Raw genomic sequence first — 25,451 nt, forward strand, 5'->3', positions numbered from 1 at the left:
TTTGGCGGGCAGTACGCTGTCGGACATGGACGGCGGGTCAATCACGAAGGACAATGAGACATGCGCTACACATTGCTTTTGCACTATCCCGAGATGGACGCCGCGTCTCTCAGTGAGGAGGCCATGGCGGAGGGGCAGCGGGCCTTCGCCAGCTACGCGGCCACACTGCACCAGGCCGGTGTGCTGCTCGGCGCCGAGATCCTCCAACCGTCGTCCAACACCACCACGCTCACCTTGGCCGACGGCGTGCTGCACGTCCAGGACGGTCCGTTTGCTGACACCAAGGAGCAGCTCGGAGGCACCTTTGTGATCGAGGTCCTGGACCTCGATGCGGCCGTCGAATGGGGCTGGCTGGCTCCCTCCATAGAGTGGGGATCCGTTGAAGTGCGTCCCGGTGCCTTGTTCACGGTCGACGGCGCCTGGCGGCCGAATACGTGAACGCACAGGAAGCGCGGGCGGCCGCAGAGCGGACGGCCCGGGCCTCCTATGGCCGTTTGCTTGCGTTGCTGGCAGCCTCGACGGGCGACCTCGCGCAGGCCGAGGATGCGCTGTCCGCCGCGTTTGAACAGGCGTTGATCTCCTGGCCGTCCGACGGCGTCCCCGCAAATCCGGAGGCGTGGCTGCTCACGGTTGCCCGCAACCGGCAGCGGGATTCCTGGAAGTCGGCCTACAACCGGGCGTTTGCGCCGTTGGACACAACGGGTGAGCTGGGGCGTGATGCCATGGCCGCTGATGTGGTGGAAGTGGATGTGGATGCAATTGCTGACAAACGGCTGGAACTGCTTTTTGTCTGCACCCACCCGGCCATCGACCCCGCCGTGCGCACGCCGCTCATGCTGCAAACGGTCCTAGGTTTTGATGCCGCCCGCATTGGAGCCGTGTTCAATGTCCCAGCGACGGCCATGGCCCAGCGCCTGGTCCGGGCCAAGAAACGCATTAAAGAGGCGCGCATCCCCTTCGTGGTTCCATCCCGTCAGGACATGCCCGGCCGGCTGTCCGCGGTACTTGAGGCCATCTACGGCTGCTACGCGATTGCCTGGGTGGGCGAATTCTTGGAGAACGGTGGCGTAGGAGACGCCAGTGATGCAGGCGGCGTAGCTGCGGCAGACGACTTGCGGGGTGAGGCCCACTACCGCGCGATGACGCTTGCCCAGCTGCTGGACAACGAAGCGGAAGCATGGGGACTGGCCGCGCTGATCGCCTTCTCCTTAGCAAGGGTGCCGGGACGTCTTGAGCCAGCTGAACCGGGGCGGGACCGGAGATTTCGCCCGCTCGAGGAGCAGGACACCGCGCTGTGGGATGCCGCCCTTATCGCAGATGGTGATGCGTGTTTGCGGCGGGCCCTCCCCGTCGCTGTGCCGGGGCGCTTCCAGCTCGAGGCGGCCATCCAGGCCGTCCATTGCGCCCGGGCCCGTTCAGGGCTGACGGACTGGACTGCGTTGCGCACCCTCTATGCGGCACTTGTGGCCGTGGCACCCAGTCTGGGTGCGCAGGTGGCCCTGGCCTCCGTGATCGGACGGGTAGAGAATCCGGAGGCGGGGCTCACGGCGATGGGCGCCATAGCTGCCGGTGAACCCGCCTGGGTGCGTGCCGCCGTCGAACGTTTCCAGCCTTTCCATGCCGCCCGGGCCGAGCTGCTGGCTCGAGCAGGGCGCACGGCCGAAGCCTCAGCGGAGTTTACGGCCGCCGCTTTCATGACGCATGAGCCCGCGGTACGGCACTACCTAGTAAACCGCGCCGAAATCGGCTGAGCCGGAGAATCCGGCAGCGATTTTTGCCGGCCAAAGATCTGTGGCGAGAGTGGTCTCTGCGACCGCGAGCGCCTCTTGCTTGGACGTGCCGCCCGTGGCCGCTTTTTGGATGCTGCAGTCCGGCGCCGCTTCACTGTCCCATTGGCCACTAGTCACATTCCGCCAGCTGCGGCGGACCTCCCAGACCAGCGGAACCTGCCAGGGCGCGAACCCGCGAAGGAGAAGCACGACGCCGGTCCCCACCACTAGCGCAGCCGTCCCGTACCCCGGGTGGTGGATCGTGGCGTCAGCGTTTGCGGCCCCTGGTGCACCAGACGATGACCGCCAGCAACGCGAGGACACCCAGCACGGCCGGGCCAAAACGCTTAGCTAGCACCGGCAGCACTGACGAAGCTAGATCTAGTTCCGGGGCTGCCTGTGCTGGAATAGCCTGCACTGGAGGCGCGTCATGGCGTGCCGCTGGAGCTGGCGGGGTACCGATATCGGGTGGAGCAGTCGCAGTGGCAGGCGCCGCAGAAGCCGCAGTGGCAGCTACGGGTGCAGGTACTTCTTCTGGCTCGGGCGGCCCTTCCGCCTTGCGGATCACGCACTGCACAAACTGTTCCAGCAGCTTGTCCGAGATGTCCTGGATGACGCCTCGGCCAAATTGCGCCGGCTTGCCCGTGACGTTCATATCGGTTGAAACATCCACAGTGGTGCCGTCGCCGCTGGCAGCCAACGCTGCCGTGACGGTGGCACCTGCCGTGCCGTTGCCGCGTTTGTCCTTCCCTTGCGCCTCGATGACAACCGTGTGAGTGGCCTCATCGCGCGAGAGAAAACGCCCCGTGCCGGTGTACAGCATGGCGATCGGCCCCAACTTAATCTTGACGGTTCCAGTGAAGGTGTCCCCGTCCACTCCGGTCAGGGTGGCCCCGGGAAAACACGGCGCAATTTCCTCCAACTGGTTGAAGGAATGCCACGTATCTGCCAGGGATGATGGGACGCTGAAATGGTGCTTGAGTTCCATGGCGCTTCTAGCCCCTTTCCTCTGAAAGTCCGACGGCGGCCAGCACCGCACGCTTGGCCAGCACCGTTGCGAGGTGGCGCCGGTAGGCGGCATCCCCGTTCAGATCACTGGCCGGTTCCGTTCCGTCAGCGGCGTTGGCACAGGCTGCCGCAATGGCGCCCACCTCCAAGGCACAGCCTGCTAGCGCAGACTCGGTTGAAGAGGCCCGCAGGGGAGTGCTGGCCATATTGGTCAGCCCCAACCGGGCCTGGGCAATCACGCCACCTTCCACCCGAACAAGAGCGGCCACAGCAACAATGGACCATTGCTGGGACACCCGGGTGAACTTTTCATAATGTGAGCCCCACCCGGTGTATTTGGGCACTGTAATGCTCGTGAGGATCTCGCCTTCTTGCACGGCCGTGGTGAAGTAGCCCTGGAAGAAATCGGCGGAGTTCACTGATCGGTTTCCGCCAGCTCCACTCAGATTGAACACGGCCTCCAGAGCCAGGGCGGCAGCGGGCATGTCACCGGCTGGATCCGCATGGACCAACGCGCCGCCAATGGTGCCGCGGTGTCTGACCTGAGGATCAGCGACAGTGGCGGCGGTCTGAGCCAACAATGGCACAAAGGCGGCAATCAGAGGATCGGTTGCCACCGTGTGATGCGGGGTCATGGCACCTATGGTGAGGCTCCCGCCGTCGTCCGTGATGCCGGACAGGGAGGGTATCCGCCCCAAGTCCACCACCATGGAAGGATCTGCCAGGCGCAGCTTCATGACGGGAATCAGGCTTTGGCCTCCGGCGAGGACCTTCACATCGTCACCGGCAGACTCGGCGTCGGCCAGAAGCGAAAGCGCCTCCGCAACCGTGGTGGGCGCGGCGTAATCAAATGCGCTGGGGATCATTGCACACCTCCTGTGGTCTTGGCTTCCTGCAGGGCATGCCACACACGCGATGGCGTGCACGGCATCTTGATATCCTTCACGCCGAGGTGGCGAATGGCGTCCAGCACCCCGTTGACAATGGCCGGGGTGGAGGCGATGGTGCCTGCCTCACCTACGCCCTTGGCGCCGAGTTGATTGCTGGTGGCCGGCGTCTCCGTGCGCGCCGTGATGTAGTGCGGCAGATCGGGGGCTCCAGGTACGAGGTAGTCGACGAACGATCCTGACACTAAGGTGCCGGCATCGTCATAGACGGCTTCCTCGTACAGTGCCTGCGCAATGCCCTGAGCTAGGCCTCCGTGCACCTGGCCCTCAACGATCATGGGGTTCACCACCACTCCAATGTCATCCACGCACACATACTTGAGCACGGTGACTTGGCCTGTTTCGGTGTCAACCTCCATGGCCGCCAGATGAGTGCCGTGTGGGTAGGAGAAGTTGGCGGGATCGAAGGTGGCCTCTGAGTCCAGGTTGGGCTCCATGCCATCGGGCAGGTTGTGCGCGGAGAATGCGGCAAAGGCAATCTCGCCGAAGGACGTGGACGTTTCCGTTCCCCTGACGGTGAAGGAACCGTTGGCAAACTCGAGATCCTGCTCGCTGGCCTCCATCATGTGAGCTGCAATGGTCTTGGCCTTCTCAATGACCTTGTCCGCCGCGGCCAGCACGGCCATGCCGCCCACTGTCAATGAGCGGGAGCCATAGGTGTCCAAGCCGCGTTGAGACACCTGCGTGTCGCCATGCAGCACTTCCACATTCTCGAACGGCACGCCCAACCTGTCAGCCACAAGCTGGCTCCACGCTGTTTCATGGCCCTGCCCGTGGGCCGACGATCCGGTGACGACTTCCACGTTGCCGGTGGGCAGCACCCGCACCTGCGCGTGCTCCCAGCCGCCGGCCGCATAGTTCAGGGCGCCGAGCACCCGAGACGGAGCCAGCCCACACATCTCTGTGAAGGTGGAGATACCAATGCCCAACTGCACGGTGGCGCCACTCTCGCGCCGCCGCTGCTGCTCGGCCCGGAGCTCGTCGTAGCCGAACAGGCCCAGGGCTTTCTCGGTGGCAGCCTCGTAGTTGCCGGTGTCGTATTCGAGTCCCGCCACCGTGGTGAACGGGAACTCGGTGTGCTTGATCCAGTTCTTCTCCCGCAACTCCAACGGGTCCATGCCCAACTCACCGGCCAGCTCATCCATCATCCGCTCGATAGCGAACGTGGCTTCTGGCCGCCCGGCCCCACGGTATGCATCCGTCCAGGCCTTGTTCGTGAAAATGTTGTGGCACTCAAAATGGTAGGCCGGGAACTTGTAGATCGAGTTGTACATGAACGCGCCCAGCACCGGGATGCCGGAGGTGATCAGACCCAAATAGGCGCCCATATCCGCCAACAGGTCAACGTGCAGTCCCGTGACAATGCCGTCCTTGGTGGCGCCGATCTTCAGCCGCTGCACCTGCGCCCGCCCGTGGTGGGCCACCTGCAGGGACTCGCTGCGCGTCTCGGTGAACTTGCACGGCTTGCCCATGCGCCGGGCCGCCAACAGTGTGATGACCTCCTCCGGGGTGACCTGCAACTTTCCGCCAAAACCGCCGCCCACATCCGGGGCAATCACCCGCACCTTGCTTTCGGGAATGCCCAACGTCAACGCCAACATGAGCCGCAGAATGTGCGGGATTTGCGTGGCACTCCACATGGTGATCTGCTCACCCGTGGGATCCACCACAGTAGAGCGCGGTTCCATGAATGCCGGAATGAGCCGCTGCTGGTACAGGGTCCGTTCCACCACCACATCGGAGTTCGCTAACGCCTCTGCAATGGCTGTGCCCGTACCTGCCTCGGCCGAATCAAAGACCCACGTGGCCGACTTGTTCGACTCCAGCGAGGTGTGCGCCAGCACCTTGTCTGTGGCGGCCTCCTCCAGATCCATAACCACGGGCAGCTCATCGTAATCAACATCCACAAGTTCGACGGCGTCCCGGGCAGCGGCCACGCTGCGGGCGATCACCACCGCCACAATCTCTCCAGCGAAGGCCACCTCCTCCACGGCGATGGAGGGATGGCTGGGTGCCTTCTGATCCGGAGTGACGGGCCATGCGTTGGGCAGTGAACCCTGCTCAGCCGCTACGTCTGCTCCGGTCAGCACGGCCATGACGCCTGGAGATGCCTGTGCAGCTGAGACGTCAATGGCGGTGATCTTGGCGTGGGCGAAGGGGCTGCGCACCATGGCCAGATGCAGCATGCCCGGCAGTACCATGTTGTCGGTGAACCGCGAGCGCCCCGTGATCAGGTGCGCGTCTTCCTTGCGGAGGCGGGCGGTGCCAACTTCAGGTCTGGGAGTTGCCGTGGCGGTCATGACACACCTGCCGTTTCGGAATTGTCCTCGAGCATGGATGGGGACACCGATACACCGGAATCGTCATACTGGACACCGTCCGCCACAGACTTCACGGCAGCCACAATGTTTTGGTAGCCCGTGCAACGGCAGAGGTTGCCCTCCAGCCCCTCACGGATCTCGGACTCAGTGGGGTGGGGATTCTCTTTGAGAAGCGACGCCGACTGCATGATCATGCCCGGCGTGCAGAAACCGCACTGCAGTGCGTGGCACTGGTGGAAGGCCTCCTGCAACGGGGCAAGTTTGCCGTTCTGCGCCATGCCTTCGATGGTGATGACCTGGTGCCCATCGGCCTGCACGGCAAACATGGTGCAGGATTTCACGCTGACACCATCCAGATGCACAGTACAGGCACCGCAGTTGGTGGTGTCACAGCCAATCAGGGTGCCTGTTTTGCCCAGGCGCTCGCGCAGGTGCTGGACAAGCAAAAGTCTTGGTTCGACGTCGTCCGTATAACTGACGCCGTCAACCTCCACAGTGATGGATATGGAACTCGCCATTGAGAACTCCTCTAGTTACCTTGGAGTTCAGACGCCATCGCCTGTCTCCAGCCCATGATGTGCAACACGTTACATGACGGGCAGGAGGATAGTTAGAGGCCCGGGTGGCTAATCCGCATTAGAGGGGCGAACCATCGCTTTCATCCTCATGTGCGGCGTCAGCGAGGGGTACATGGTGTATTCGCACGTGCTGATCACTCGCAGTGTTGCTGAGCGGATCGCGCAGCAGATCGCTCAGGCGCCGGCCCTGTCCGCCCCACCGCAAGGCAATGATCTCCCCTGCAATGGACACTGCTGTCTCCTCCGGGGTGCGCGAGCCCAGATCCAGCCCGATGGGACTTGAAAGCTTCCCAAGCTCGACGTCGGTCAGCCCCACCTCCCGGAGCCGATCCATCCGGTCGTCATGTGTTTTTCGCGAGCCCATGGCGCCCACGTAGGCGACCTCGTGGCGCAGCGCCACCTCCAGCAGCGGCACATCAAACTTGGGGTCGTGGGTCAGCACGCAAATGACAGAACGCGGGTCCACTGATCCGGCGTCAATTTGCGCCTGTAAATACCGGTGCGGCCATTCCACCACTACCTCATCCGCCTCGGGGAAACGGGCCTTCGTGGCAAACACAGCGCGGGCATCGCAGACAGTGACCCGGTATCCCAGAAAGCTACCCTGCCGCGCCACTGCCGCGGCGAAGTCAATGGCACCAAAAACCAGCATGCGCGGCTGCGGGGCAAAGCTGGCCACAAAAACACGCATTCCGTCCCCCCGTCGCTGCCCGTCGGGCCCATACATCAGCGTGGTGTTGCGCCCGGCCGCCAGCAGGCCCATCACGTCATCACTGACGGCGTGGTCAGCGCGGTCGCTACCCAAGGTTCCGGCAAATCCGTCGGGGTGAACCACCAGGTGGCGGCCCAACCAGCTCGGGTCCGGGTGCTCAATCACCGTCACTATGGCCACGGGCCTGTGCGCGTCCAGATCGGCAGCCACCTGGGCCAACTCCGGAAACGTGGCTTGAGAGACGGCTTCGACAAAAACGTCAATGATGCCGCCACATGTCAGCCCTACCTCAAAGGCAGCATCATCGCTGATGCCGTAGCGTTGCAAGACGGGCCGACCACTAAGTGCCACCTCGGAAGCAAGCTCGTACAGGGCACCTTCCACGCACCCGCCGGACACGGACCCCACAGCCAGCCCCTCGGCGTCGACCATCATGGAGGCGCCGGCTGGCCGCGGCGCCGAGCGGAACGTGCGCACCACCGTCCCCAGCCCCACGGTGCGCCCGGCCGCCACGGCCTCAACCAGATCCTTCAACACTTCACGCATTGCCCATCACAGCCAACAACTCCTCGAAGCTCTTCAATGAATGGCCCCCAATAAAGTCATCAACGTGCGGCAGGACGGCCCTGATTCCCTGCTGCACGGGTTCGTAACCGGGCTTGTCCCGGTGAGGATTGGTCCAGATGACGCGCCGCGCCACCTGATGCAGCCGCTCCACCTGCCGTCCCAGCAGTGCCGGGTCACCGCGTTCCCATCCATCACTGACAATGATGACGACGGCGTTTCTGACCACCGCGCGCTGCCCCCACCGTTCGTTGAAGGCGCCCAACACCTCGCCCAGCCGGGTGCCACCTGACCAATCCGGCACCGTACTCCCGGCCACGGCCAGGGCATCATCGGCGTCGGGCACACGGAGCGCGGAGGTAACCCGAGTCAGGCGAGTGCCCAGAGTAAACACCTCCACGTGATGTGGGGCGGCTTGGAGCACATGGTGGGCCAGCCGCAGCAAGCTGTCCGCATAGGGAGACATGGACCCGGAGACATCAATCAGCCAAGCGATCCTTCGAGGCTTCCTCGGTGTGCGCCGGTATTTAAGCGGTCCCGGCTCACCACCGCGGCGCAGCTGTGCGCGCAAGCTGCTGACACTGTCAATCCGCCCGGTGCGCCACCGCTGCTTCCGGCGGGAAAGGCGCGAGGGCAGCGTGACGGCTAGCTCATCGAAGAGCTGGTGCAGGAGTGTCCGTTCGGCGGCATCAAGAGTGGCCACATCTCGGTGGCGCAGGAGTTCGCGTCGGCTGGCGATGGCACGCAGAGACCCTTCGCTACGTTCGGAACCATCAGGGGCTTCGTCGTCATCTTCCAGCGCGGCAGCCTGGACGGTGGCTGCTGCTACCTTCTCGGCTTGGGGGACGGCACGAACGGGGGTGAACCAGCGTTCAAAAGTCCGCTGGTAGCTGTCCAGGTCCTCGGGTGCCGAACATAAGGTGGCACGCCCAGCCCAAAAAACATCGCCACGGTTCTCAATCGACAGATGCGAGACGGCGTCGACAAAACTGCGTGAGCGTTCTGCGCTGACCTTGACCCCGGCGGATCGCACGGCGGCGGCGAAAGCCAACAGGATCTCCTCAGCGCTATTGTCTACCTCCGGCATGGTTCAGCCCAGTATCTTGGCCAGCGCGGACGTGACGCGTTTGGAGTCCTCACGGTATTTGCACAGTGCCCCGATGCTGGCGGCGGCCGATTCCAGTTCCAGCTCCGCACTGCCCAGTAGGTGCAGGGCGCGGGCCCAATCGAGGGTTTCGGCCACTCCAGGCGGCTTCATGATGTTCTCCGTGGCACGAATCTGTTGGACGGCCCGCACCACTTGTTCTGCAAGCAACTCCGGAACGTGAGGCAGCCGCGTGCGAACAATCTCCACCTCGCGGGCCAAACCGGGGTGGTCGATCCAGTGGTACAGACAGCGGCGCTTGAGCGCATCATGGAGGTCCCGGGTTCGGTTTGAGGTCAACACCACGAGGGGCGGGATGGCTGCTTTGACAGTGCCAAACTCCGGGATGGAGACCTGGTAGGTGGAGAGCACCTCGAGCAGGAACGCCTCAAATTCATCGTCCGCCCTGTCGATCTCGTCAATGAGCAGCACGGCCGGGCTCTGCTGCAGGGCCTTCAGGATGGGCCGGGCCAGCAGGAAGCGCCCGTCGTAAAGCGACTTCTCCAGTTCGACAGTGCTGCGGTTGTCCCCACCGGCCTCAACGCTGCGCAGGTGCAGGATCTGGGCCGTGAAATCCCAGTCGTAGAGCGCTTGGCTGGCGTCAATGCCTTCGTAGCATTGCAGTCGGATCAAGGGCAGACCGAACGCCTGCGCGAGGGCCTCTGCCATGGCGGTTTTGCCGGTGCCCGGTTCACCTTCAAGCAGGAGTGGGCGCTCCATGGTCATAGCCAAATACGCAATGGTAGCCAGTCCCTCATCGGCCAGGTACCCGGTTTCGGCAAGTTTGGCTGAGAGAGCGGCCGCTGAAGCAATCGACGTCGTCGTCATGGCCTAAGCATATCGGCCGAGGGACCCGCCGCGAGCTCGCGAGCGGTGGGAGGCCGAAGTGCGATAGGCCCCCGTCAACGCTCCGCCGACCCTCCCTCATCAATTGGGGTATTTTCGCCAACGCTCCCGCAATGGAGCAACGCGGTGCAGCTGCGAGCGGGCCCTGCGGCCGTGGCGCGCGGCGGTCATGTTGCCATAGCTTTTGAGATCGATATCGATGGAGCCGTGCGGGGCCATGTCCAGGCGGAGCGCAGGATGAAGGCCAGGATCAGCACCTCGACTCCGATGGTGAGGGTGTAGTAGAAGGCCCAGTCCGAGGACGCCCCCGCAAAGTTGAACACCATGATGGGGATGTACAGCGATCCCACGATAAGGTTCGTGACGCGGTTCACCCGGGCGGGCAGCGTCATGGAGAGCAGCACCATCAGCGCCGGGATCGCGATGATCACGAAGAAGATGGACATCAAAGTTGCGCTGATGTCGAACTCAAAGATGACGCCACCGCGAATTAGGTCAATTTCGCCGGGCTGGTAGAGGTGAAAGTAGTCGATGTAGATGACGAGGAACATGAGGCTGGTCCAGGATGCGGCGAGCTTGGCCTGCACGGCGATCGGAGGGGTATCAAGCAGGTTCGGGGTTTTCGTTCGAATGGTCATTAGTTCGCCTTTCGAGAGGAGCGGACGGGCCGCCTGAGTGGCGGCAGGTCTGGGCGTGCCTAGGCACGGTTTGAGTCGTTCTTGTTGGTCCGATCGTCAGAGGGTGATCACGACCTTCCCTCGAGTGTGTCCGGCCCCGACGTAGCGAAGGGCGTCAGCTGCCTCGTCGAGCGGGTAGTTGCGGTCGATAACGGGTGTGAGCTGCCCGGTCGTGAGCAGCTCGGCCAAGGTGAGCAGGTCCTGGCGCTTTCCGATCGAGGTGAAGGGCTTCAGCTGCTGACGGGTGAACCCGGACAGCACGCGCGCTTTGATGATCCGCCCGAGAGGGCCGAGCCAGCGGCCGCCGTGTCCGCTGTTGGGGATCAGGGTGCCGGTGGGCGTCAGCGCTCGGCGGACGGCCGCCAGGGGCTGGGCTTCCACATTGTCGAGGATGACGTCGTAGCGCTTCTCGGTGCGAGTGAAGTCTGTCCTAGTGTAGTCAATGACGTGGTCTGCACCGAGTGCGCCGACCAGGTCGACGTTGCGGGTGCTGCACACACCTGTCACTTCGGCGCCGAACGCCTTGGCGATCTGTACAGCGTAGGATCCCACGCCGCCTGATGCGCCCGTGATCAGCACCGTCTGACCCGGTTGGACGTTCGCGATCTTACGCAATGCTTGCAACGCGGTTAGACCCGAGGTAGGCACAGCTGCCGCGCTCAGAGACGGAACGTTGGATGGCACGGACACGAGGTTCTCCGCCGGGACGCAAGCGTACTCCGCGAGCGTTCCGGCGGCGCTCCAGCCGAACACCTCGTCGCCGGGGCGGAGCGCGGTGACGTCCTTCCCCACAGCTGCCACCGTGCCAGCGAGGTCCCTGCCTGGAATGCCGTGGCGCGGCCGGCGAAGACCGAACACCAGGCGCACCATGTACGGCTCACCGGTCATGATGAAGTAGTCGCCAGGATGCACCGAGGCCGCGCTCACTCGGACGAGCACATCTCCTCGACCGGGATGTGGTTTCTCGACCTCGGACAACTCAAGCACTTCGGGCGGCCCGTAGCGGTGCTGGACGACGGCCCGCATCGTCGCCTCCCCAGCCGGGTTGGCACCCGGTACCAGGGGTACTCTGCCCTTCGATTGCTGTTTGATTCCCACGGAAGCCTCCTGACGTCCGAGCTGCGACTCTCGCTGGCCCGTACAGCGTACGTCGTACGATGTACGGTTTACTAGGATCGTACGCTGTACTAATGTCAAGACTTTCAAGAGAGAATGAGACCCATGCCTGCAACAGAACAACGCCAGGAAGCATCAGACGCGGGGCTGAGCAAGCGGCGAGTGGTGCTCGAGGCGGTCCGGCTCGCCGACAGCGAGGGAGTCGACAAGCTGAGCATGCGTCGGCTGGCTAGCGTGCTCGGCGCGGGCGCAATGTCGCTCTACCACTATGTGGCGAGCAAGGAGGAGTTGCTGGACGCCATGATCGACATCGTCTTCGAGGAGATTGAGCTCCCGCCCGAAGACGCCGATTGGCAGTCGGCGATGCGGCGGCGGGCGGTATCCGCCCGACAGGTTCTTGCACGCCACCCGTGGGCGATCGGCCTGATGGACTCGCGGACATCGCCAGGGCCCGCGAACCTCCGCCATCACGAAGCGGTCACGGCCTGCCTGCGGAGGGCTGGCTTCTCGGTCTTGCTGGCAACGCATGCCAACTGGTTGCTCGACAGCCTTGTGTACGGTTACGCCATGCAGGAAGCCACCCTCCCTTTCGACACCGCCGATGAACTCGCGGACATGGCCGAGGACGTCTACCTGCCCCAGCTTCCTCCCGACGAGTTCCCCTACCTCAACGAGTCCGCCGCGGCGCTCGTCGCTGCAGGATACGACCCGGCGGAGGAGTTCATCTTCGGTCTAGACCTCGCCTTGGCCGCCCTCGAGCCCCTGAGAGCCTCCGCATAGCGACGCTCATGGACCGTCGCGCGGCCTGCACGAGGATAGCAAGGAGCGTAAGAATCGTTACGGCCACACGCTGGTGCGGCTGGGCAGTGGCGGGAGATGCCCGGTGCTATGGAACGACGGCGGCACGCAACTGCCGTCTTGTCTCACCATTGGATGCGGTGGAAATCCTCGAGGAGTTTGGCGCCGCGGGCAGGATTGAGCACCGCAACCCAAGAGATGCGGCCCAGCAAATGCGCACGGAAATCGCTGTGAGCTTCCCGGTTTTGCGACTGGGGTCCATGCATGCGGCAATTGTGGATGATGGCCTTGAGTCGATCAAAGTCCGGGCGTGGAACATTGGTTCGTTCATTGACCACCACCGAGGTCACCATTTGCCGGACCCCAGACTGGCGCACTCGAGTCTTTTGTTGGTTCACGCTGTGCTCTTGGTCTTCGATGATCAAGGTTGCCGCACGCAAGAACGCATCGGCATGCTGTGCCAAGTCCTGGCCACCGCTAAAAGCGAGGTCGTCGGCATACCGGGTGTAGCCGCCGTCGAACTTCTCCGCCAGGCCCGCAAGTCGCGAATCGAGCCGGCGCAGCGAGAGATTCGCCAGCGTCGGCGAGGTGGGCGCACCCTGCGGAAGATGCGGCACGGAGAGTGATTGGCGCAGCGCGAACCGCTGGTTCGGGTCCCCACCGGAAGGCATTTGGGCGAGCACCCGGGGCGGAACCACATGGGTGGCGATGCCAACCAGACGGTGGGAAACGGCTTCGGTGTAGCCGGCCTGCCGCAGTGTGCCGTACACCCGTCCAGCCGTAACCTTGGCAAAGAAGGTCACTAGATCTAGGTTCAACACCACGTCCCGACCCGTATGGTGCGCAGCGCCTGTGACGGCACTGCGGCCCGGTACAAATCCGTGCGCCGCGTCATGGAGCTCAAGTGGGTAGAGCAGCTCCCGCAGCACGGTTCGTTGGAGGGCACGAAGCCTAGGTGCCGGTATCTCCAGCAGCCGAGGCAGCCTGCCCGGACGCGAACGCCACTCATAGCGGTAATGCTGGAGTTTGCGGACAGCCGTTCGATTCCAGTGCTTGGGATCTGCGAACCATTCCAGTTCTCCACCGCTCAGCTTCAGCCTTTCGGCCAACTCGCCCAGCGTGCCGATCTGGGGGACGCCCGCGTGCCTATTATCCCGGGCCACCGAAGGGGCCAACACATAGTTGGCGATGAGGATGGGCTTGCGTTGCTGGGCGGCCTTGGCTACTGCCTCTAGGGCGGCCTTGGCTACTGCCTCTAGGAAAGAGTCACAGCTGGCGATCATGGCGGCCAGTTCCCGTGGAGCATCGAGCGGCGGACGTGGGTACCCCCGCACGACTTGGGCAGCCAGCGGTCCCAGCCAACGCCGTCGTGCTCCCAGAACATGGGCACCTGCAGCAACGAGTTCCGCTTTGGTCCACTGCGGGGAAGCCAAGAAGGCCTGCGCCAAGGTTTGCGCGATCGCAGAGCTTGACGGGCGGGGAGTGCGTTGAAGGGTGGCCGCGGCTCTGGTTACCGCTGGAGTCACGGCTGGCTCCACGGGCAGGGGAGGCCCGGGCGCTGGGCTAGAAGTAGTCATGGCTGCGATGGCTTCTTTGATGACTTGGCTGTCTGTGCGGGTGCTGAGCTGCGCGGAGCGCTGCGCCGCACCCGCGGTGCATGGATCAGGCAATACTGCATACCCCGGGGTAGCCCCGGGGAGGGATGCGCGCCAAGGGACGCTTCCCGCCTCATCAAAGAAACCATCGCATGCTTCCCATGCTAAACGACGGTTCCCACAATGCGCTCGAAGGCCGGCACCCAGTCGGGTACCGGCCTTCTAATGTTCCGCGATGCCTCAGCGCTGGTGCCCTGAGTGCCAGTGGCCCAGCAGCGGGCTAGTGAGCGGCTAGTTCGCCCAGAAGGGGTAGTCGGTGTAGCCGGCCGCGCCTTCGGTGTAGAACGTGGCGAAGTCTGGTTCGTTGAGGGGCAGGTTCTCGGCCCAGCGGCGGACCAGATCCGGGTTGGCAATGGCAGGGCGGCCCACCACTACGGCGTCTGCCCACTCGGTCAGGGACTGGGCGTCGGCGAGCGTGGTGACAGACTCAAATCCGGTGTTCAACAGCACGGGTCCACCAAAACGGGTGCGCAGCGTCTGTACTAAGTTTCCTGAGGGATCCTTGTGCAAAATGCTCAGTCCAGCCATGCCCAGCGTGGAGATGCCATCTACCAATGCCGAATAAGTGGCTAGCGTTTCGGCTGCGTCAGTTTCCAATGCCCCTTGGATGTTGTGCTCGGGTGAAATGCGCAGCCAGGTCTTGTCGGCGCCAACGGCCTGGGCCACGGCCTGCACGGTTTCGATGACAAAACGCGCACGGTTCGCGGGGCTGCCGCCGTATCCGTCAGTGCGCTGGTTTGATGCAGGGGACAGGAATTCATGAAGCAGGTACCCATTGGCACCGTGGAGTTCCACGCCGTCGAATCCGGCAGCAATGGCATTGATGGAACCCTGGACAAATTCGCCGACAATGCCAGCCAGTTCGCCTTCTTCCAGTGCGTGGGGGACCGGGTAAGGCGCCTTGCCCTCATAGGTGCGAGTCACGCCGTCGATCGCGATGGCACTGGGGGCCACTACTTGGCGCCCGCCGTTGGTGTCCGGGTGGGTAACGCGGCCCGAGTGCATGACCTGGGCGATGATGCGCCCGCCGTCTGCATGCACGGCGTCGGTGACTCGCTTCCAGCCAGCAATCTGCTCATCGGTGACCAGGCCCGGCTGACGCACGAATGCCTGGCCGGCAAAGCTGGGGTAAACACCCTCGCTGGTCAACAGCCCCATTGACGCGCGCTGGCGGTAGTACTCAACCACCAGGTCCCCGGGCACGCCGTCCAGGCCGGATCGGGAGCGCGTGAGCGGGGCCATGACCACGCGGTTGGGAAGTTCTAAGTTGCCGAGGGTGACGGGGGAAAACAAGTTCAAGGACATCTCCTGAAGTTCGGTTGATGGACAACATCCGGCACAACCTAGAGAGTTGGGGCGGTATTCCCTAGAGCCGGTTCCCGTCTTTGATGTCACATCTTCGATGACACACATGGGCCCTGCAGCTCCCGAGTCATGGACCGGATTAGCCGGGGACCTGGTGAGCCGTGGTCAGTCTGGCACCTGCTGCTCCAACAGGTGGAGGTCCGCTGGGGTGTCGATGTCGGCACCGTCTGTGTAGGGGCTGAAATCGACCAGGTCAATGAGCTCCGGATGGGCGGCGAGATAGCTGCGGGCACCGGAATCACCCTCGGCCAAGGCAGCAGCTGCCGAGGCATGGTCGGCGGGGAACACCACCGGATTCCCACGCCGCAACGTGCCCGGGCCTGCCATTCCGGCAGTCTCCACGCCGAAGGGGGAGCGGTACCCGGCAGCAGTGATTCGCCCAGGCCTGTGCAGAGCGAGCAGAATCTCAATGAGCCCAAAGTTCATGCCTGGCTGGTCCACCAGCGCCACGAGCACGCGGCCACCACCTGTTCCTTCGCCAGGGCTTTCACCAACGCCCTCACCGGCCGCGGCAATCCCTGCGGCAAAGGAGGTACTCATGCCTTCTTCCCAGCGGGGGTTCTCAACAATCCGGCACCCTGGGGGCAGGGGAGTGGCCCCTACCTGAGCGGCGCCGGCACCAACCACCACGAACACCTCGGAGCAGCCACCGCGCAGTAGTTCAGTTGCGGCATGGGCAACAAGTGTGGTGCCGCGAAAAGGTAGCAGCGCTTTGGGCCCTAGCCCCAACCGCGTCCCGGCCCCTGCTGCCAGCAGCACCGCCACTGTCCGTGTCATGGCTCAACCCTAGCTGGCGTCAGTCCGAGTGCGGGCGCTGCCGCAGCTGTTTCGTTGCAGAACGCTGCTGCTTGGCCGCCTGATGCCTGCGTTTGGATCCCCGGCTGGGCTTGGTGTTCTTGCGGGGTGCCGTGTCCGGGAGCAGTGCCGCTGCCACGAGCGCACCCAATTTCTCCAGCGCAATCTCACGGTTGCGCAACTGCGAGCGTTGTTCATGCGCCGCCACGGTGATCACACCATTCACCAGCCGCTTACTGAACCGCTCCAGTAAGAGCTCACGTTGTTCTTGCGTGAGGACAGACGATTCGGCTAAGTTCCACAGCAGTTCCGCCCGACTGTCGGAGGTATTCACGTGCTGACCGCCGGGCCCTGAGGAGCGGGAAAACCGCCAGCTGAGTTCACTGGCAGGAATGGTGAGTACCGGGGAAACCGTCAAATCCATGTCCCAAGTCTCGCACGGGAAGCAAAGGTGCGTGCCGCCGTCGTGCTTCAGGAAAGTCGTCCTTCAGGAAAAGGGAACGTCCCCCACGCCCGTATACGTGGCATAGCCGGGAGACCCTGTGAGCCGATAACTGTGCAGCGCCAGGCCGCCAGGAGTGGTGCGGCTCTCGAGCAACTGAAGCCCGGCAGGTGTGGCGCCGTCGGGGAAGAGACGGCGGCCGCTGCCCACTACCACCGGTGCCACCACAAGTCGGAGTTCGTCGATCAGCCCAGCCGCGAAGAGCGACTGGGCGAGGGTGGAGCTGCCGTGAATTTGAATTTCACCGCCAGGCGTGGACTTGAGCTCCCGAACTTGGGCGCCAATGTCACCGGATAAGACGGTGGTGGGATTCCACGATCCCCGTGTCAGCGTGTTGGAAGCGACGTATTTGGGCAGGCTGTTCATGCGCGTTGTGAAGGGATCATTCGGATCGGTGATGAGCGGCCAGTCACGTGCGAAAGCAGTGTAGGTGCGCTGTCCCAGCAGCAAGGCGTCGGCGAGCTCTAGCCACGTGGACGCCTGGTCAATGAAGTCCTGATCCATGTGCGGGACAAACCAACCTCCGCGCGTAAAGCCACCGCTGGTGTCCTCATCCGGCGAACCCGGGCCCTGCGATACGCCGTCTAGGCTCACGAATTGCGTTAACGAAAGTTTCATAGCGTTCCTTTGGGGGATGGTTGTCAGTGATTGCTCTTGGGCTGGCGCCTTATACGTGCTGGTCCACGATCACCGGGTTTCCGTCCGGGTCTACCACCACGAAGCTGGCGGCTCCGGTGGTATCGAGGTCCGCCTCGGCCAGAAACTCCACGCCCGTTTCCTTCAGCTGCTGCTGGATCTCACGCACGTCAGTGAACGGGGCAACAGCCTGAGCGTCTTGGTTCCAGCCCGGGTTGAAGGTGAGCGAGTTCTTCTCAAACATGCCTTGGAACAGCCCAATTACCGCATCCCCGTTTTTCATGACTTGCCAATTTTGGGACAGATCGCCCACATGAGGGGTGAATCCGAGCTTTTCATAAAAGGCCACCGAGGCTTTGATGTCTTTGACTGCGAGACTGACCGAAAACGCGCCGAGTTGCATGGGAAGGCTCCGCTGCTGGAAGGAATTTCTTTCGATGATAGCCGCGCTCCCTCCCCACCGCCATGAAAAGCTCAGTCCTGCACTGGGCCATGTGCACCGGGGCCCTGTTTTCATCCTGTCCGCGGGTGCATGATGGGAGTAGGCGAACACAATTTTCCTCCGTCGCCCGTTCGCCGTCTGGCCTCCGTGCCGCCGAACTCAAGGAGTTGACCGTCGTGAACATGTGGGGACTGGCCATTGCCATCGGATTCATTGTTGTTGTCACAGTCATCATGGGGCTCATCGCTACCCATGGCAGCTACGAAAAACCACGCCACTAGGGCCACCAGAAGCACCTGATTAACCCGAAAGTCACTACGGCGTGCCGTTCACTCCAGCACACCACTTCTTACGTGAGCTTTCGCCGTTAGGTCCACATAGTGGATAGGGCTTGCGTTATGCCACTACACTAATTCGGTGCCCTCTTCTCAGCCAGTTACCGTGTCCATTGCCCGAACCGTCCAGCACGGCTATCACCGCCAATTCGCTGCCTGGGCATTGGCCGGGCAGGAGCTTGCCAGAGAGTGGCCGGGGTACCTCGGATCGGGCTGGGTTCGCAACAACCTGAACTCCAATGAATGGCACGTCATGTACCGTTTTTCCGACGCGGAAACACTCCGAGCCTGGGACGACTCACATGAACGCAAGTGGTGGATTGATAGCAGCGGTGGACTCATGGAGATCACCCGAGTCGAGCATCGCACAGGCATCGAGGGGTGGTTTGACCAGCCCGGGGATGTCTCCATTACCGTTCCGGAAACAGTGGTGCCGCCCCGGTGGAAGCAGGCCGTAAGCATTTTCCTTCCGTTCTTCCCCATGAGCCTTCTGGCCAATATCCTTTTGCGCCCAGTGACCGCCGACTGGCCGCTGGTGCTGGCGGTCCTGCTGAATGTGGGCATCCTGACGCCGATCATGACCTACTACATGCTGCCGCTGAGCACGCGCTTCTTGCGGCCTTGGTTGCAGGCGCCGCGTAAAGCTCGCCGCTGAGGTACGACGGCGTAACTCGCCTAGGCAAGCGGGCAGGCCGGTCCATGCGGCCGCTGCGGCCCGTGCAAACCCTGGGAGCCGCCCCAATTTCCGCAAGATTCCGCGAGTTATGCCCCGACAAAAGGCCATGCTAACCTAGCAATATTCCACGGACCTCCCGGCGTAGTCTCTCGCCGGTTGCAGATAACGGGTGGAGAATTAGATCCGTTAGTTCCTTGAGGAGGAATACATGCATTTGACGCCCCGTGAGAGCGAAAAGCTCATGATAGTTGTCGCCGCAGACTTGGCCCGTCGCAGGCAGTCCCGGAATTTGAAACTCAACCATCCAGAATCCGTCGCTATCCTCACCTATGAGCTGATCGAAGGGGCCAGGGACGGCCGCACAGTCGCCGATCTCATGAGCTGGGGCAGCACCATCCTCACCCGGGAAGATGTCATGGACGGAGTGGCGGACATGATCAAGGACGTTCAGGTCGAGGCCACCTTTCCCGACGGCACTAAGCTCGTCACCGTGCACAACCCCATCCGCTAGAGCCAGGGCCCGCAGAGGCGCCAAAAGGAGTGACTCCCATGAAACCTGGGGAATACATTTTGCGTTCGGAGCCGGTGACCTGCAATGCCGGCAAGGGCGCCATTTCGCTTCAAATCATCAACCGCGGTGACCGGCCCATCCAAGTCGGCTCGCATTACCACTTCGGCGAAGTTAACGATGCTCTGGAATTCGACCGTGAAGCCGCCTATGGCCGCCGTCTAGACATCCCGGCAGGTACCGCCGTCCGTTTTGAACCCGGCGATGCCAAGACCGTAAACCTGATCGAGCTGGCCGGCACGCGGCAGGCCTTCGGCTTCCGTGACCAGGTCAATGGAAAGCTCGACGGCGTCGATGCTCGCCCGGGTGCCGGGCAGTCCACCGCCGCTGACACGGCAACAAAAGTAGCCGAAAAGGACTAACAATGAGCTTTGAACTGAGCCGCAAGCAGTATTCCGACCTTTACGGCCCCACCACCGGCGACGCGATCCGCCTCGCCGACACCGAATTGTTTCTCGAGATCGAGCACGACCACACCACCTACGGCGAGGAAGTCGTCTACGGTGGCGGCAAGGTCATCCGTGACGGCATGGGCCAAAACGGCCAGCGCACCCGCGACGAGGACATCCCCGACACCGTCATCACGAACATCATCGTCCTGGACTGGACCGGCATCTACAAGGCAGACGTCGCCCTCCGCGACGGACACATCTTCAAGATCGGCAAGGCCGGCAACCCGGACATCTCCGACGGAGTGAACATCACCATCGGCGTGGCCACGGACATCATTGCCGGCGAAGGCAAGATCATGACTGCCGGCGGCATCGACACGCACGTGCACTTTGTCAGCCCCGACCAGATCCCTGTCGCCCTCGCCAGCGGCGTCACCACGCTCATCGGCGGCGGCACCGGCCCTTCCGAAGCCAGCAAGGCCACCACCGTCACACCCGGTGCCTGGCACATCGGCAAGATGCTCCAGGCCGTGGACAACCTGCCCATCAACATCGGCTTGCTCGGCAAGGGCCACGCCAGCGCCCGCGAACCACTCGCGGAACAGGTGCGCGCCGGTGTCATCGGGCTCAAGGTCCACGAGGACTGGGGTGCCACGCACTCTTCCATCGACATGTCGCTGCAGGTTGCCGACGAGTTCGATGTTCAGGTTGCCATCCACTCCGACACACTCAACGAGTTCGGTTTCGTCGAGGACACCATCAAGGCCATCGCCGGCCGCGTCATTCACACCTTTCACACCGAGGGCGCCGGCGGGGGCCACGCCCCGGACATCATCAAGATCGCCGGCCTGCCCAACGTCCTGCCAGCGTCCACCAACCCCACACTGCCGTTCACCGTCAACACCATCGACGAGCACCTGGACATGCTCATGGTCTGCCACCACCTCAACCCGGACATCCCCGAGGACGTGGCCTTCGCCGACTCCCGCATCCGCAAGGAAACCATTGCCGCCGAGGACGTCCTGCACGACATGGGCATCTTCTCCATCACCTCCTCCGATTCCCAGGCCATGGGCCGGGTCGGCGAAGTGGTCCTGCGCACCTGGCAAGTTGCCGATGCCATGAAGCGCCAGCGGGGGAAGTACGACGACGACCCCGAGTTGGGCGATAATGCGAGGCTTAAGCGGTTTGTTGCGAAATACACGATCAACCCGGCCATCGCCCACGGCATTTCCGAGTATGTGGGCAGTGTTGAGGAAGGCAAGTTTGCCGACCTCGTCATCTGGGAACCTGCGTTCTTTGGTGTGAAGCCGGAGATGGTGATCAAGGGAGGCCAAATGGTCATGTCCGTCATGGGGGACCCCAACGGTTCCATCCCCACCCCGCAGCCACGCACCTTCAGGCACAACTTCGCCTCCCTGGGCCGAGCTGTGCACTCCTCCTCCATCACGTTCATGTCCCAGGCCGCCATCGATGCAGGGGTCCCTGCCCAGCTGGGACTGGCACACCAGGTGCGTCCCTGCCACGGCATCCGCCACCTGACCAAGGCAGACATGAAGCTCAACGGCGAAACACCAGACATTCAGGTGGACCCGGAAACCTACGAGGTTCGTGTTGACGGCGAAGTGGTCACGGCCGAACCCTCCAGCGTGCTGCCCATGGCACAACGCTACTTCCTCTTCTAACAGGAGAACCATTGATTATTAACACCATACTTGGCAACAAGTTTGACCCCGCAACAGAATCGTTCAACCCCGCCGTTTTGCAAAGGCTGCATGAGGAACGGGTCGTATTGCCCTCGGCCCTGCTGGTCAAGCGCATCCAGCGCGTCACTACAGACCACGGACGCGAGCTGGGCATCCGCCTCGCCGGAGACACCGTGGCCGACCTCCGCGACGGCGACGTCCTCTATATGGATGATATGGACGCCATCGTCATATCTGTGGAACACAGTGACGTTCTGGTGATCGCCCCAGAATCCGTCAAGGAGATGGGCGTCGTGGCACACAACCTGGGCAACCGGCACATGCAGGCGCAGTTCTTCGGTGAGGACAGCGAATATCAGGCCCAGGTCATGGTGTTGGCCTACGACCACACGGTGGAGGACTATCTCAAACACGTGGGCGTGCCGTATTCGCGGCAGGAACGCATCATGCCTGTTCCCTTCCGCCACGCAGAACACACGCACTAAGATGGCGCCCGCACCGAGTTACCTGTTGCCGCTGCTGCAGCTCAGCGATTCGGCGCTGCCCACCGGGGCATTCAGCCACTCTCTTGGCATGGAAAGCCACCTGCACGAGGGGATTGTGCACGACGAGGACAGCTTCGCGAACTGGCTCACCCAGTTCATTCGCATTCAGCTCGTCCACTCCGACGGGCTCGCCATCCGCTTCGTCTACGACGGCGAAACCCAGGCGCAACTGTTCCGCGTGGACCGGGAACTGCACGCTGCGGCCCTGCCCCGGGAAATCCGGGAAGCAGGGGTGAAAATGGGTGCACGCATGCTCCACATCGCTGGCTCCATCTTCCCTTGCACGGAACTTGAGGATTATGCGGCGGCGGTCGGCGCGGGGGAGTGCGCGGGGCACCCGGCATTGGCGTTCGCCATCGCCGGGAAAAACCTTGGCGTGCCGCTTGAGGAACTGCTGACCACGTACCTGTTTTCCACCGTCACCTCGCTGACGCAGAACGCGATCCGCGGCATTCCGCTCGGTCAAAATGCCGGCCAACGTGTCCTTGTCGCTGCACACCGGGAGGTGCGGGACGGCGTCGTACGTATTCAAACGCTGGGACGCGAGGACTTCGGCGTCACAGCACCGGGCCTGGAAATCGCCCAAATGCAGCACGAGCGCCAGCGCGCCCGCATGTTCATGTCATGACCCACAAATTTTAGAAGGAGAAACCCATGAAACCGATCAAGATTGGTATTGGTGGCCCGGTTGGCGCCGGCAAGACTCAGCTCGTGGAGCGGCTCACGCGTGCCCTGGACGGGCAGATATCCAGCGCCGCGATCACGAACGACATTTACACGATCGAGGATGCGAAGATCCTGGCCGCGAACGGCGTGTTGCCGCTGGATCGGATCATCGGCATTGAAACCGGAGGCTGCCCCCACACGGCAATCCGCGAGGACACCTCGATGAACTCGGCCGCGGTGGAGGAGTTGGAGGCGCGGCACCCGGACCTACAGGTGATTTACATTGAATCCGGCGGGGACAACCTCTCGGCCACCTTCAGCCCCGAGCTGGTGGATTTCTCGATCTACATCATCGATGTGGCGCAAGGGGAGAAGATCCCGCGCAAGGCCGGGCAGGGGATGATCAAGGCGGACTTATTCATCATCAACAAGACCGATCTGGCCCCGTATGTGGGTGCGGACCTGTCCGTCATGGAGGCCGACACCCTGGAGTTCCGCGGCCACAAGCCGTACTGCTTCACGAACCTGAAGACCGACGACGGCCTGGAACACATCATCAACTGGCTCAAGCGCGACGTGCTCATGCTTGACCTGGAAGCCCGGTGACCACAGCCGTTGCTGGTGGCGCTGCCGACGCGGCCGCGGGCGGCGGACCGGCATTCCCTCGGTCGCTTCCCGGCCAATCGGCCGCGGGCGGCCCCGGCCTCCTTGACGCGAGCTCCAGGAACACCGGATCCGCCACCCAGGGAACCGCACAGATCCACACGAACCGCGCCGTGGGGCGGCTTGGCACACCTTCCGCGTGGGCGGGAACGCTGTCCTTAGACATTGACCGGCGGGCCGGACGATCCATCGCGCTCAAGCAGTTCCACGATGGTGCGCTGCGAATCCTGCGCCCGCATTACCTGGACGACTCCGGGCAGGTTTGCTATGTGGTGATCAACCCCGGCGGGGCATACCTAGGCGGGGACAAGTACCTCATTGAGGTGGCGGTGGCTGACGGGGCTGAGCTGCTGCTGACCACGCAGTCGGCCACGAAGATTTACCGCACACCGAATGACCGGGCGGAGCAGCACATGCACCTGTCGCTCGGAGCCGGTGCTCGGCTGGAACTGTTGCCGGATCCGTTGATTGCGTACCGTGAGGCCAGCTATGGTCAGGTGACGCAGGTGGAGATGGACTCAACGGCCTCACTGGTCATGGCCGAGGTGGTGACACCCGGCTGGTCGCCCAACGGCGAGCTGTTCCGGTATGACGAGGTACGCCTGCGCAACGAGATCTCCATTGGCGGCCGGTTGACTGTCCTTGACAACTTGTTAATCCGGCCCGGTTCCGGCTCGCCTGTGGACAGCAGCGCCTTCATGCGCGAATACACGCATTTGGGTTCGCTGATTGTGGTTGATGCCCGTGTGGACCAGGCCCTCGTGGATGAACTCCACACCTTGATGGCGCCCTTGGACCCCGCCGGCCAACTCGGGATCACACTGCTGGACGGCCCCGGCCTTGCCGTGCGTGCACTGTCCAACTCGACAGAAACCTTGAATGAGATGATTGCTGCCACCGTGGACCTGCTCCGCGGGCGGTGGTACTCCCAGAAACCCCTGAACTTAAGGAAATACTAATGACTGCCGTTGCCCGCCTTGGATATCTGGAACGCGAACAGCTTCCGGTCGCCCGACGGATGGGTGTCACGTTCCTGGCGGTAGCCCTGCTGCACGTCATAGCTGTGGGACTGGTGGTTTTTTCGTTGATGAACGACGTGCATCCGCTGGCCATCGGTCTAGTGATGACGGCCTATTTGGCAGGTGTGAAGCACAGCTACGACTGGGACCACATTGCCGCGATCGATAACTCCAGCCGGAAGTTCGCGGCTCAGGGCCGGTCCCCTGTCAGCGTCGGCTTTGCGTTCAGCATGGGCCACAGCTCTGTGGTGCTGTTGGCGGGTGTCCTGGTGGTGACCGGGGCCGGCATCATGGGGGCGGTACTGCAGGAGGGATCGGCGGCGAACATGACGCTGGCAGTTTTTGGTGCCAGCGTCTCGGCGTTGTTCCTGCTGGCGATTGGCTTGTTCAACGGTTCGGCATTCCTGAAGACCAACGTGTTGTTCCGGCATGTGCGCGGTGGTGGAACGGTGGACGATGACGAGCTGGCGCCGACGGGTATGGTCGCCCGGCTGATGGACAAGCCGCTGTCCAAGGTGAAGCGACCGCGCGATATTTACGTGCTGGGCTTCTTGTTTGGGCTCGGCTTTGACACTGCCTCCACAATTGCGTTCCTCCTGCTGACGGCTTCCGCAGCCCTGGCTGGCATATCCATTGCCGCGCTGATGGCATTGCCGTTCGCCTTCACTGCCGCAATGACGCTGTGTGACACGGCCAATGGCATGGCCATGATGAAGATGTACCGCTCCGCAGTCATGAACCCGACCCGCCGGATCGGCTTCAACATGGTGGTTACCGGCCTGTCGGCAACGTCAGCATTGTTCATCTCTGCGCTAACCATCGCGGCCATCATGCATGACACGCTAGGCCTGAAGGATCCTGTCTCCACGTGGCTCGCCAACCTGGATCTGGGCCATGCCGGCTTGCTGTTGGTGGGACTGTTCCTGGCCGTATGGGGAATTGCGGCTATGGGCTGGCATCGGGACAAGGGAGGGCCGGCAGTGTGATGTGCCGCATAAAAACCGGC

Annotated in this window: 27 protein-coding genes; 12 read left to right on the forward strand and 15 right to left on the reverse strand. The window is 62.9% G+C overall.

Annotated features, from left to right (window positions below):
- Positions 1–60: 60 nt before the first annotated feature.
- Both CXQ93_RS10345 and CXQ93_RS10350 read left to right on the forward strand, forming a co-directional pair.
- Positions 61–438 (forward strand): YciI family protein, encoded by a 378-nt coding sequence (locus CXQ93_RS10345; protein WP_104110361.1) that lies wholly within the window; start codon positions 61–63, stop codon positions 436–438.
- The gene (locus CXQ93_RS10350) at positions 435–1,751 is read left to right on the forward strand and encodes an RNA polymerase sigma factor (protein WP_104110362.1); all 1,317 of its coding nucleotides are present in this window, start codon (positions 435–437) and stop codon (positions 1,749–1,751) included. Before CXQ93_RS10345 ends, CXQ93_RS10350 begins: the two co-directional genes overlap by 4 nt.
- A gap of 286 nt (positions 1,752–2,037) precedes the next feature.
- Here CXQ93_RS10350 and CXQ93_RS10360 read toward each other — a convergent pair whose 3' ends face one another.
- The 9 genes from CXQ93_RS10360 to CXQ93_RS10400 form a co-directional block, all read right to left on the reverse strand.
- Entirely contained in the window at positions 2,038–2,757 is a 720-nt protein-coding gene (locus tag CXQ93_RS10360) for an SRPBCC family protein (protein WP_104110364.1), read from the reverse strand.
- A 7-nt stretch (positions 2,758–2,764) separates the two neighbouring features.
- Entirely contained in the window at positions 2,765–3,643 is an 879-nt protein-coding gene (locus CXQ93_RS10365; RefSeq protein WP_104110365.1) for a xanthine dehydrogenase family protein subunit M, read from the reverse strand.
- On the reverse strand, positions 3,640–6,024 hold the full coding sequence (locus CXQ93_RS10370; RefSeq protein WP_104110366.1) for a xanthine dehydrogenase family protein molybdopterin-binding subunit: 2,385 nt from the start codon (positions 6,022–6,024) through the stop codon (positions 3,640–3,642). The genes CXQ93_RS10365 and CXQ93_RS10370 overlap by 4 nt, the downstream gene beginning before the upstream one ends.
- Entirely contained in the window at positions 6,021–6,563 is a 543-nt protein-coding gene (locus CXQ93_RS10375) for a (2Fe-2S)-binding protein (RefSeq protein WP_104110367.1), read from the reverse strand. Before CXQ93_RS10375 ends, CXQ93_RS10370 begins: the two co-directional genes overlap by 4 nt.
- Positions 6,564–6,681: 118 nt before the next feature.
- Entirely contained in the window at positions 6,682–7,881 is a 1,200-nt protein-coding gene (locus tag CXQ93_RS10380) for an XdhC family protein (protein ID WP_104110368.1), read from the reverse strand.
- Positions 7,874–8,986: a VWA domain-containing protein gene (locus tag CXQ93_RS10385; RefSeq protein ID WP_104110369.1), complete on the reverse strand. Its 1,113-nt coding sequence runs from the start codon at positions 8,984–8,986 to the stop codon at positions 7,874–7,876. Before CXQ93_RS10385 ends, CXQ93_RS10380 begins: the two co-directional genes overlap by 8 nt.
- A 3-nt stretch (positions 8,987–8,989) precedes the next feature.
- On the reverse strand, positions 8,990–9,871 hold the full coding sequence (locus CXQ93_RS10390; RefSeq protein ID WP_104110370.1) for a MoxR family ATPase: 882 nt from the start codon (positions 9,869–9,871) through the stop codon (positions 8,990–8,992).
- Between the two features lie 185 nt (positions 9,872–10,056).
- Positions 10,057–10,527, reverse strand: a complete 471-nt coding sequence (locus tag CXQ93_RS10395) for a DUF6326 family protein (protein WP_104110371.1) — start codon at positions 10,525–10,527, stop codon at positions 10,057–10,059.
- Between the two features lie 96 nt (positions 10,528–10,623).
- Positions 10,624–11,505 carry an NAD(P)-dependent alcohol dehydrogenase gene (locus tag CXQ93_RS10400; protein ID WP_258068806.1) on the reverse strand — a complete coding sequence of 294 codons (882 nt, stop codon included), beginning with the start codon at positions 11,503–11,505 and terminating at the stop codon, positions 10,624–10,626.
- A 282-nt stretch (positions 11,506–11,787) separates the two neighbouring features.
- Between CXQ93_RS10400 and CXQ93_RS10405 the strand changes: the two genes are divergently transcribed.
- On the forward strand, positions 11,788–12,462 hold the full coding sequence (locus CXQ93_RS10405) for a TetR/AcrR family transcriptional regulator (RefSeq protein WP_104110372.1): 675 nt from the start codon (positions 11,788–11,790) through the stop codon (positions 12,460–12,462).
- A gap of 143 nt (positions 12,463–12,605) precedes the next feature.
- Here CXQ93_RS10405 and CXQ93_RS10410 read toward each other — a convergent pair whose 3' ends face one another.
- The 6 genes from CXQ93_RS10410 to CXQ93_RS10435 form a co-directional block, all read right to left on the reverse strand.
- Positions 12,606–14,057 (reverse strand): reverse transcriptase family protein, encoded by a 1,452-nt coding sequence (locus tag CXQ93_RS10410; protein ID WP_146073210.1) that lies wholly within the window; start codon positions 14,055–14,057, stop codon positions 12,606–12,608.
- 309 nt (positions 14,058–14,366) lie between these two features.
- Positions 14,367–15,434 (reverse strand): alkene reductase, encoded by a 1,068-nt coding sequence (locus tag CXQ93_RS10415; RefSeq protein ID WP_181036123.1) that lies wholly within the window; start codon positions 15,432–15,434, stop codon positions 14,367–14,369.
- Between the two features lie 171 nt (positions 15,435–15,605).
- Entirely contained in the window at positions 15,606–16,277 is a 672-nt protein-coding gene (locus CXQ93_RS10420) for an NTP transferase domain-containing protein (RefSeq protein WP_104110375.1), read from the reverse strand.
- A gap of 19 nt (positions 16,278–16,296) precedes the next feature.
- Positions 16,297–16,719: an alternative ribosome rescue aminoacyl-tRNA hydrolase ArfB gene (arfB, locus tag CXQ93_RS10425; RefSeq protein WP_104110376.1), complete on the reverse strand. Its 423-nt coding sequence runs from the start codon at positions 16,717–16,719 to the stop codon at positions 16,297–16,299.
- A gap of 63 nt (positions 16,720–16,782) precedes the next feature.
- Positions 16,783–17,415, reverse strand: coding sequence for a dihydrofolate reductase family protein (locus CXQ93_RS10430; RefSeq protein ID WP_104110377.1), 633 nt, complete (start codon positions 17,413–17,415; stop codon positions 16,783–16,785).
- A gap of 49 nt (positions 17,416–17,464) precedes the next feature.
- Complete coding sequence (locus tag CXQ93_RS10435; RefSeq protein WP_104110378.1) at positions 17,465–17,836, reverse strand: VOC family protein; 372 nt, start codon at positions 17,834–17,836, stop codon at positions 17,465–17,467.
- A gap of 456 nt (positions 17,837–18,292) precedes the next feature.
- Between CXQ93_RS10435 and CXQ93_RS10440 the strand changes: the two genes are divergently transcribed.
- From CXQ93_RS10440 to CXQ93_RS10480, 9 genes are all read left to right on the forward strand, one after another.
- Entirely contained in the window at positions 18,293–18,865 is a 573-nt protein-coding gene (locus tag CXQ93_RS10440) for an antibiotic biosynthesis monooxygenase (RefSeq protein WP_104110379.1), read from the forward strand.
- 229 nt (positions 18,866–19,094) lie between these two features.
- On the forward strand, positions 19,095–19,397 hold the full coding sequence (locus CXQ93_RS10445; protein ID WP_104110380.1) for an urease subunit gamma: 303 nt from the start codon (positions 19,095–19,097) through the stop codon (positions 19,395–19,397).
- 38 nt (positions 19,398–19,435) lie between these two features.
- Positions 19,436–19,816, forward strand: a complete 381-nt coding sequence (locus CXQ93_RS10450; protein ID WP_104110381.1) for an urease subunit beta — start codon at positions 19,436–19,438, stop codon at positions 19,814–19,816.
- Between the two features lie 2 nt (positions 19,817–19,818).
- Positions 19,819–21,531: an urease subunit alpha gene (gene ureC / locus CXQ93_RS10455; protein ID WP_104110382.1), complete on the forward strand. Its 1,713-nt coding sequence runs from the start codon at positions 19,819–19,821 to the stop codon at positions 21,529–21,531.
- Positions 21,532–21,542: 11 nt separating this feature from the next.
- Positions 21,543–22,037, forward strand: a complete 495-nt coding sequence (gene ureE / locus CXQ93_RS10460) for an urease accessory protein UreE (protein ID WP_104110383.1) — start codon at positions 21,543–21,545, stop codon at positions 22,035–22,037.
- 1 nt (position 22,038) lies between these two features.
- Positions 22,039–22,725 carry an urease accessory protein UreF gene (locus CXQ93_RS10465; RefSeq protein WP_104110384.1) on the forward strand — a complete coding sequence of 229 codons (687 nt, stop codon included), beginning with the start codon at positions 22,039–22,041 and terminating at the stop codon, positions 22,723–22,725.
- A gap of 26 nt (positions 22,726–22,751) precedes the next feature.
- On the forward strand, positions 22,752–23,369 hold the full coding sequence (gene ureG / locus CXQ93_RS10470) for an urease accessory protein UreG (RefSeq protein ID WP_104110385.1): 618 nt from the start codon (positions 22,752–22,754) through the stop codon (positions 23,367–23,369).
- 152 nt (positions 23,370–23,521) lie between these two features.
- Positions 23,522–24,385, forward strand: a complete 864-nt coding sequence (locus CXQ93_RS10475) for an urease accessory protein UreD (protein WP_374953401.1) — start codon at positions 23,522–23,524, stop codon at positions 24,383–24,385.
- Complete coding sequence (locus CXQ93_RS10480) at positions 24,385–25,431, forward strand: HoxN/HupN/NixA family nickel/cobalt transporter (protein ID WP_104110386.1); 1,047 nt, start codon at positions 24,385–24,387, stop codon at positions 25,429–25,431. The genes CXQ93_RS10475 and CXQ93_RS10480 overlap by 1 nt, the downstream gene beginning before the upstream one ends.
- Positions 25,432–25,451 lie beyond the last annotated feature (20 nt).

Source organism: Arthrobacter sp. N199823 (genome assembly GCF_002929705.1).
Taxonomy (GTDB): domain Bacteria; phylum Actinomycetota; class Actinomycetes; order Actinomycetales; family Micrococcaceae; genus Specibacter.

Bases quoted from the DNA above. Each gene is read 5' to 3' on its own strand.
- CXQ93_RS10430 (WP_104110377.1), bottom strand. From the start codon at position 17,415: ATGAAACTTTCGTTAACGCAATTCGTGAGCCTAGACGGCGTATCGCAG.
- CXQ93_RS10445 (WP_104110380.1), top strand. From the start codon at position 19,095: ATGCATTTGACGCCCCGTGAGAGCGAAAAGCTCATGATAGTTGTCGCC.
- CXQ93_RS10345 (WP_104110361.1), top strand. From the start codon at position 61: ATGCGCTACACATTGCTTTTGCACTATCCCGAGATGGACGCCGCGTCT.
- CXQ93_RS10450 (WP_104110381.1), top strand. From the start codon at position 19,436: ATGAAACCTGGGGAATACATTTTGCGTTCGGAGCCGGTGACCTGCAAT.
- CXQ93_RS10360 (WP_104110364.1), bottom strand. From the start codon at position 2,757: ATGGAACTCAAGCACCATTTCAGCGTCCCATCATCCCTGGCAGATACG.
- ureC (WP_104110382.1), top strand. From the start codon at position 19,819: ATGAGCTTTGAACTGAGCCGCAAGCAGTATTCCGACCTTTACGGCCCC.
- CXQ93_RS10390 (WP_104110370.1), bottom strand. From the start codon at position 9,871: ATGACGACGACGTCGATTGCTTCAGCGGCCGCTCTCTCAGCCAAACTT.
- CXQ93_RS10405 (WP_104110372.1), top strand. From the start codon at position 11,788: ATGCCTGCAACAGAACAACGCCAGGAAGCATCAGACGCGGGGCTGAGC.
- arfB (WP_104110376.1), bottom strand. From the start codon at position 16,719: ATGGATTTGACGGTTTCCCCGGTACTCACCATTCCTGCCAGTGAACTC.
- CXQ93_RS10365 (WP_104110365.1), bottom strand. From the start codon at position 3,643: ATGATCCCCAGCGCATTTGATTACGCCGCGCCCACCACGGTTGCGGAG.
- CXQ93_RS10410 (WP_146073210.1), bottom strand. From the start codon at position 14,057: ATGACTACTTCTAGCCCAGCGCCCGGGCCTCCCCTGCCCGTGGAGCCA.
- CXQ93_RS10375 (WP_104110367.1), bottom strand. From the start codon at position 6,563: ATGGCGAGTTCCATATCCATCACTGTGGAGGTTGACGGCGTCAGTTAT.
- CXQ93_RS10480 (WP_104110386.1), top strand. From the start codon at position 24,385: ATGACTGCCGTTGCCCGCCTTGGATATCTGGAACGCGAACAGCTTCCG.
- CXQ93_RS10370 (WP_104110366.1), bottom strand. From the start codon at position 6,024: ATGACCGCCACGGCAACTCCCAGACCTGAAGTTGGCACCGCCCGCCTC.
- CXQ93_RS10435 (WP_104110378.1), bottom strand. From the start codon at position 17,836: ATGCAACTCGGCGCGTTTTCGGTCAGTCTCGCAGTCAAAGACATCAAA.
- CXQ93_RS10465 (WP_104110384.1), top strand. From the start codon at position 22,039: ATGGCGCCCGCACCGAGTTACCTGTTGCCGCTGCTGCAGCTCAGCGAT.
- ureG (WP_104110385.1), top strand. From the start codon at position 22,752: ATGAAACCGATCAAGATTGGTATTGGTGGCCCGGTTGGCGCCGGCAAG.
- CXQ93_RS10385 (WP_104110369.1), bottom strand. From the start codon at position 8,986: ATGCCGGAGGTAGACAATAGCGCTGAGGAGATCCTGTTGGCTTTCGCC.
- CXQ93_RS10380 (WP_104110368.1), bottom strand. From the start codon at position 7,881: ATGCGTGAAGTGTTGAAGGATCTGGTTGAGGCCGTGGCGGCCGGGCGC.
- CXQ93_RS10420 (WP_104110375.1), bottom strand. From the start codon at position 16,277: ATGACACGGACAGTGGCGGTGCTGCTGGCAGCAGGGGCCGGGACGCGG.
- CXQ93_RS10395 (WP_104110371.1), bottom strand. From the start codon at position 10,527: ATGACCATTCGAACGAAAACCCCGAACCTGCTTGATACCCCTCCGATC.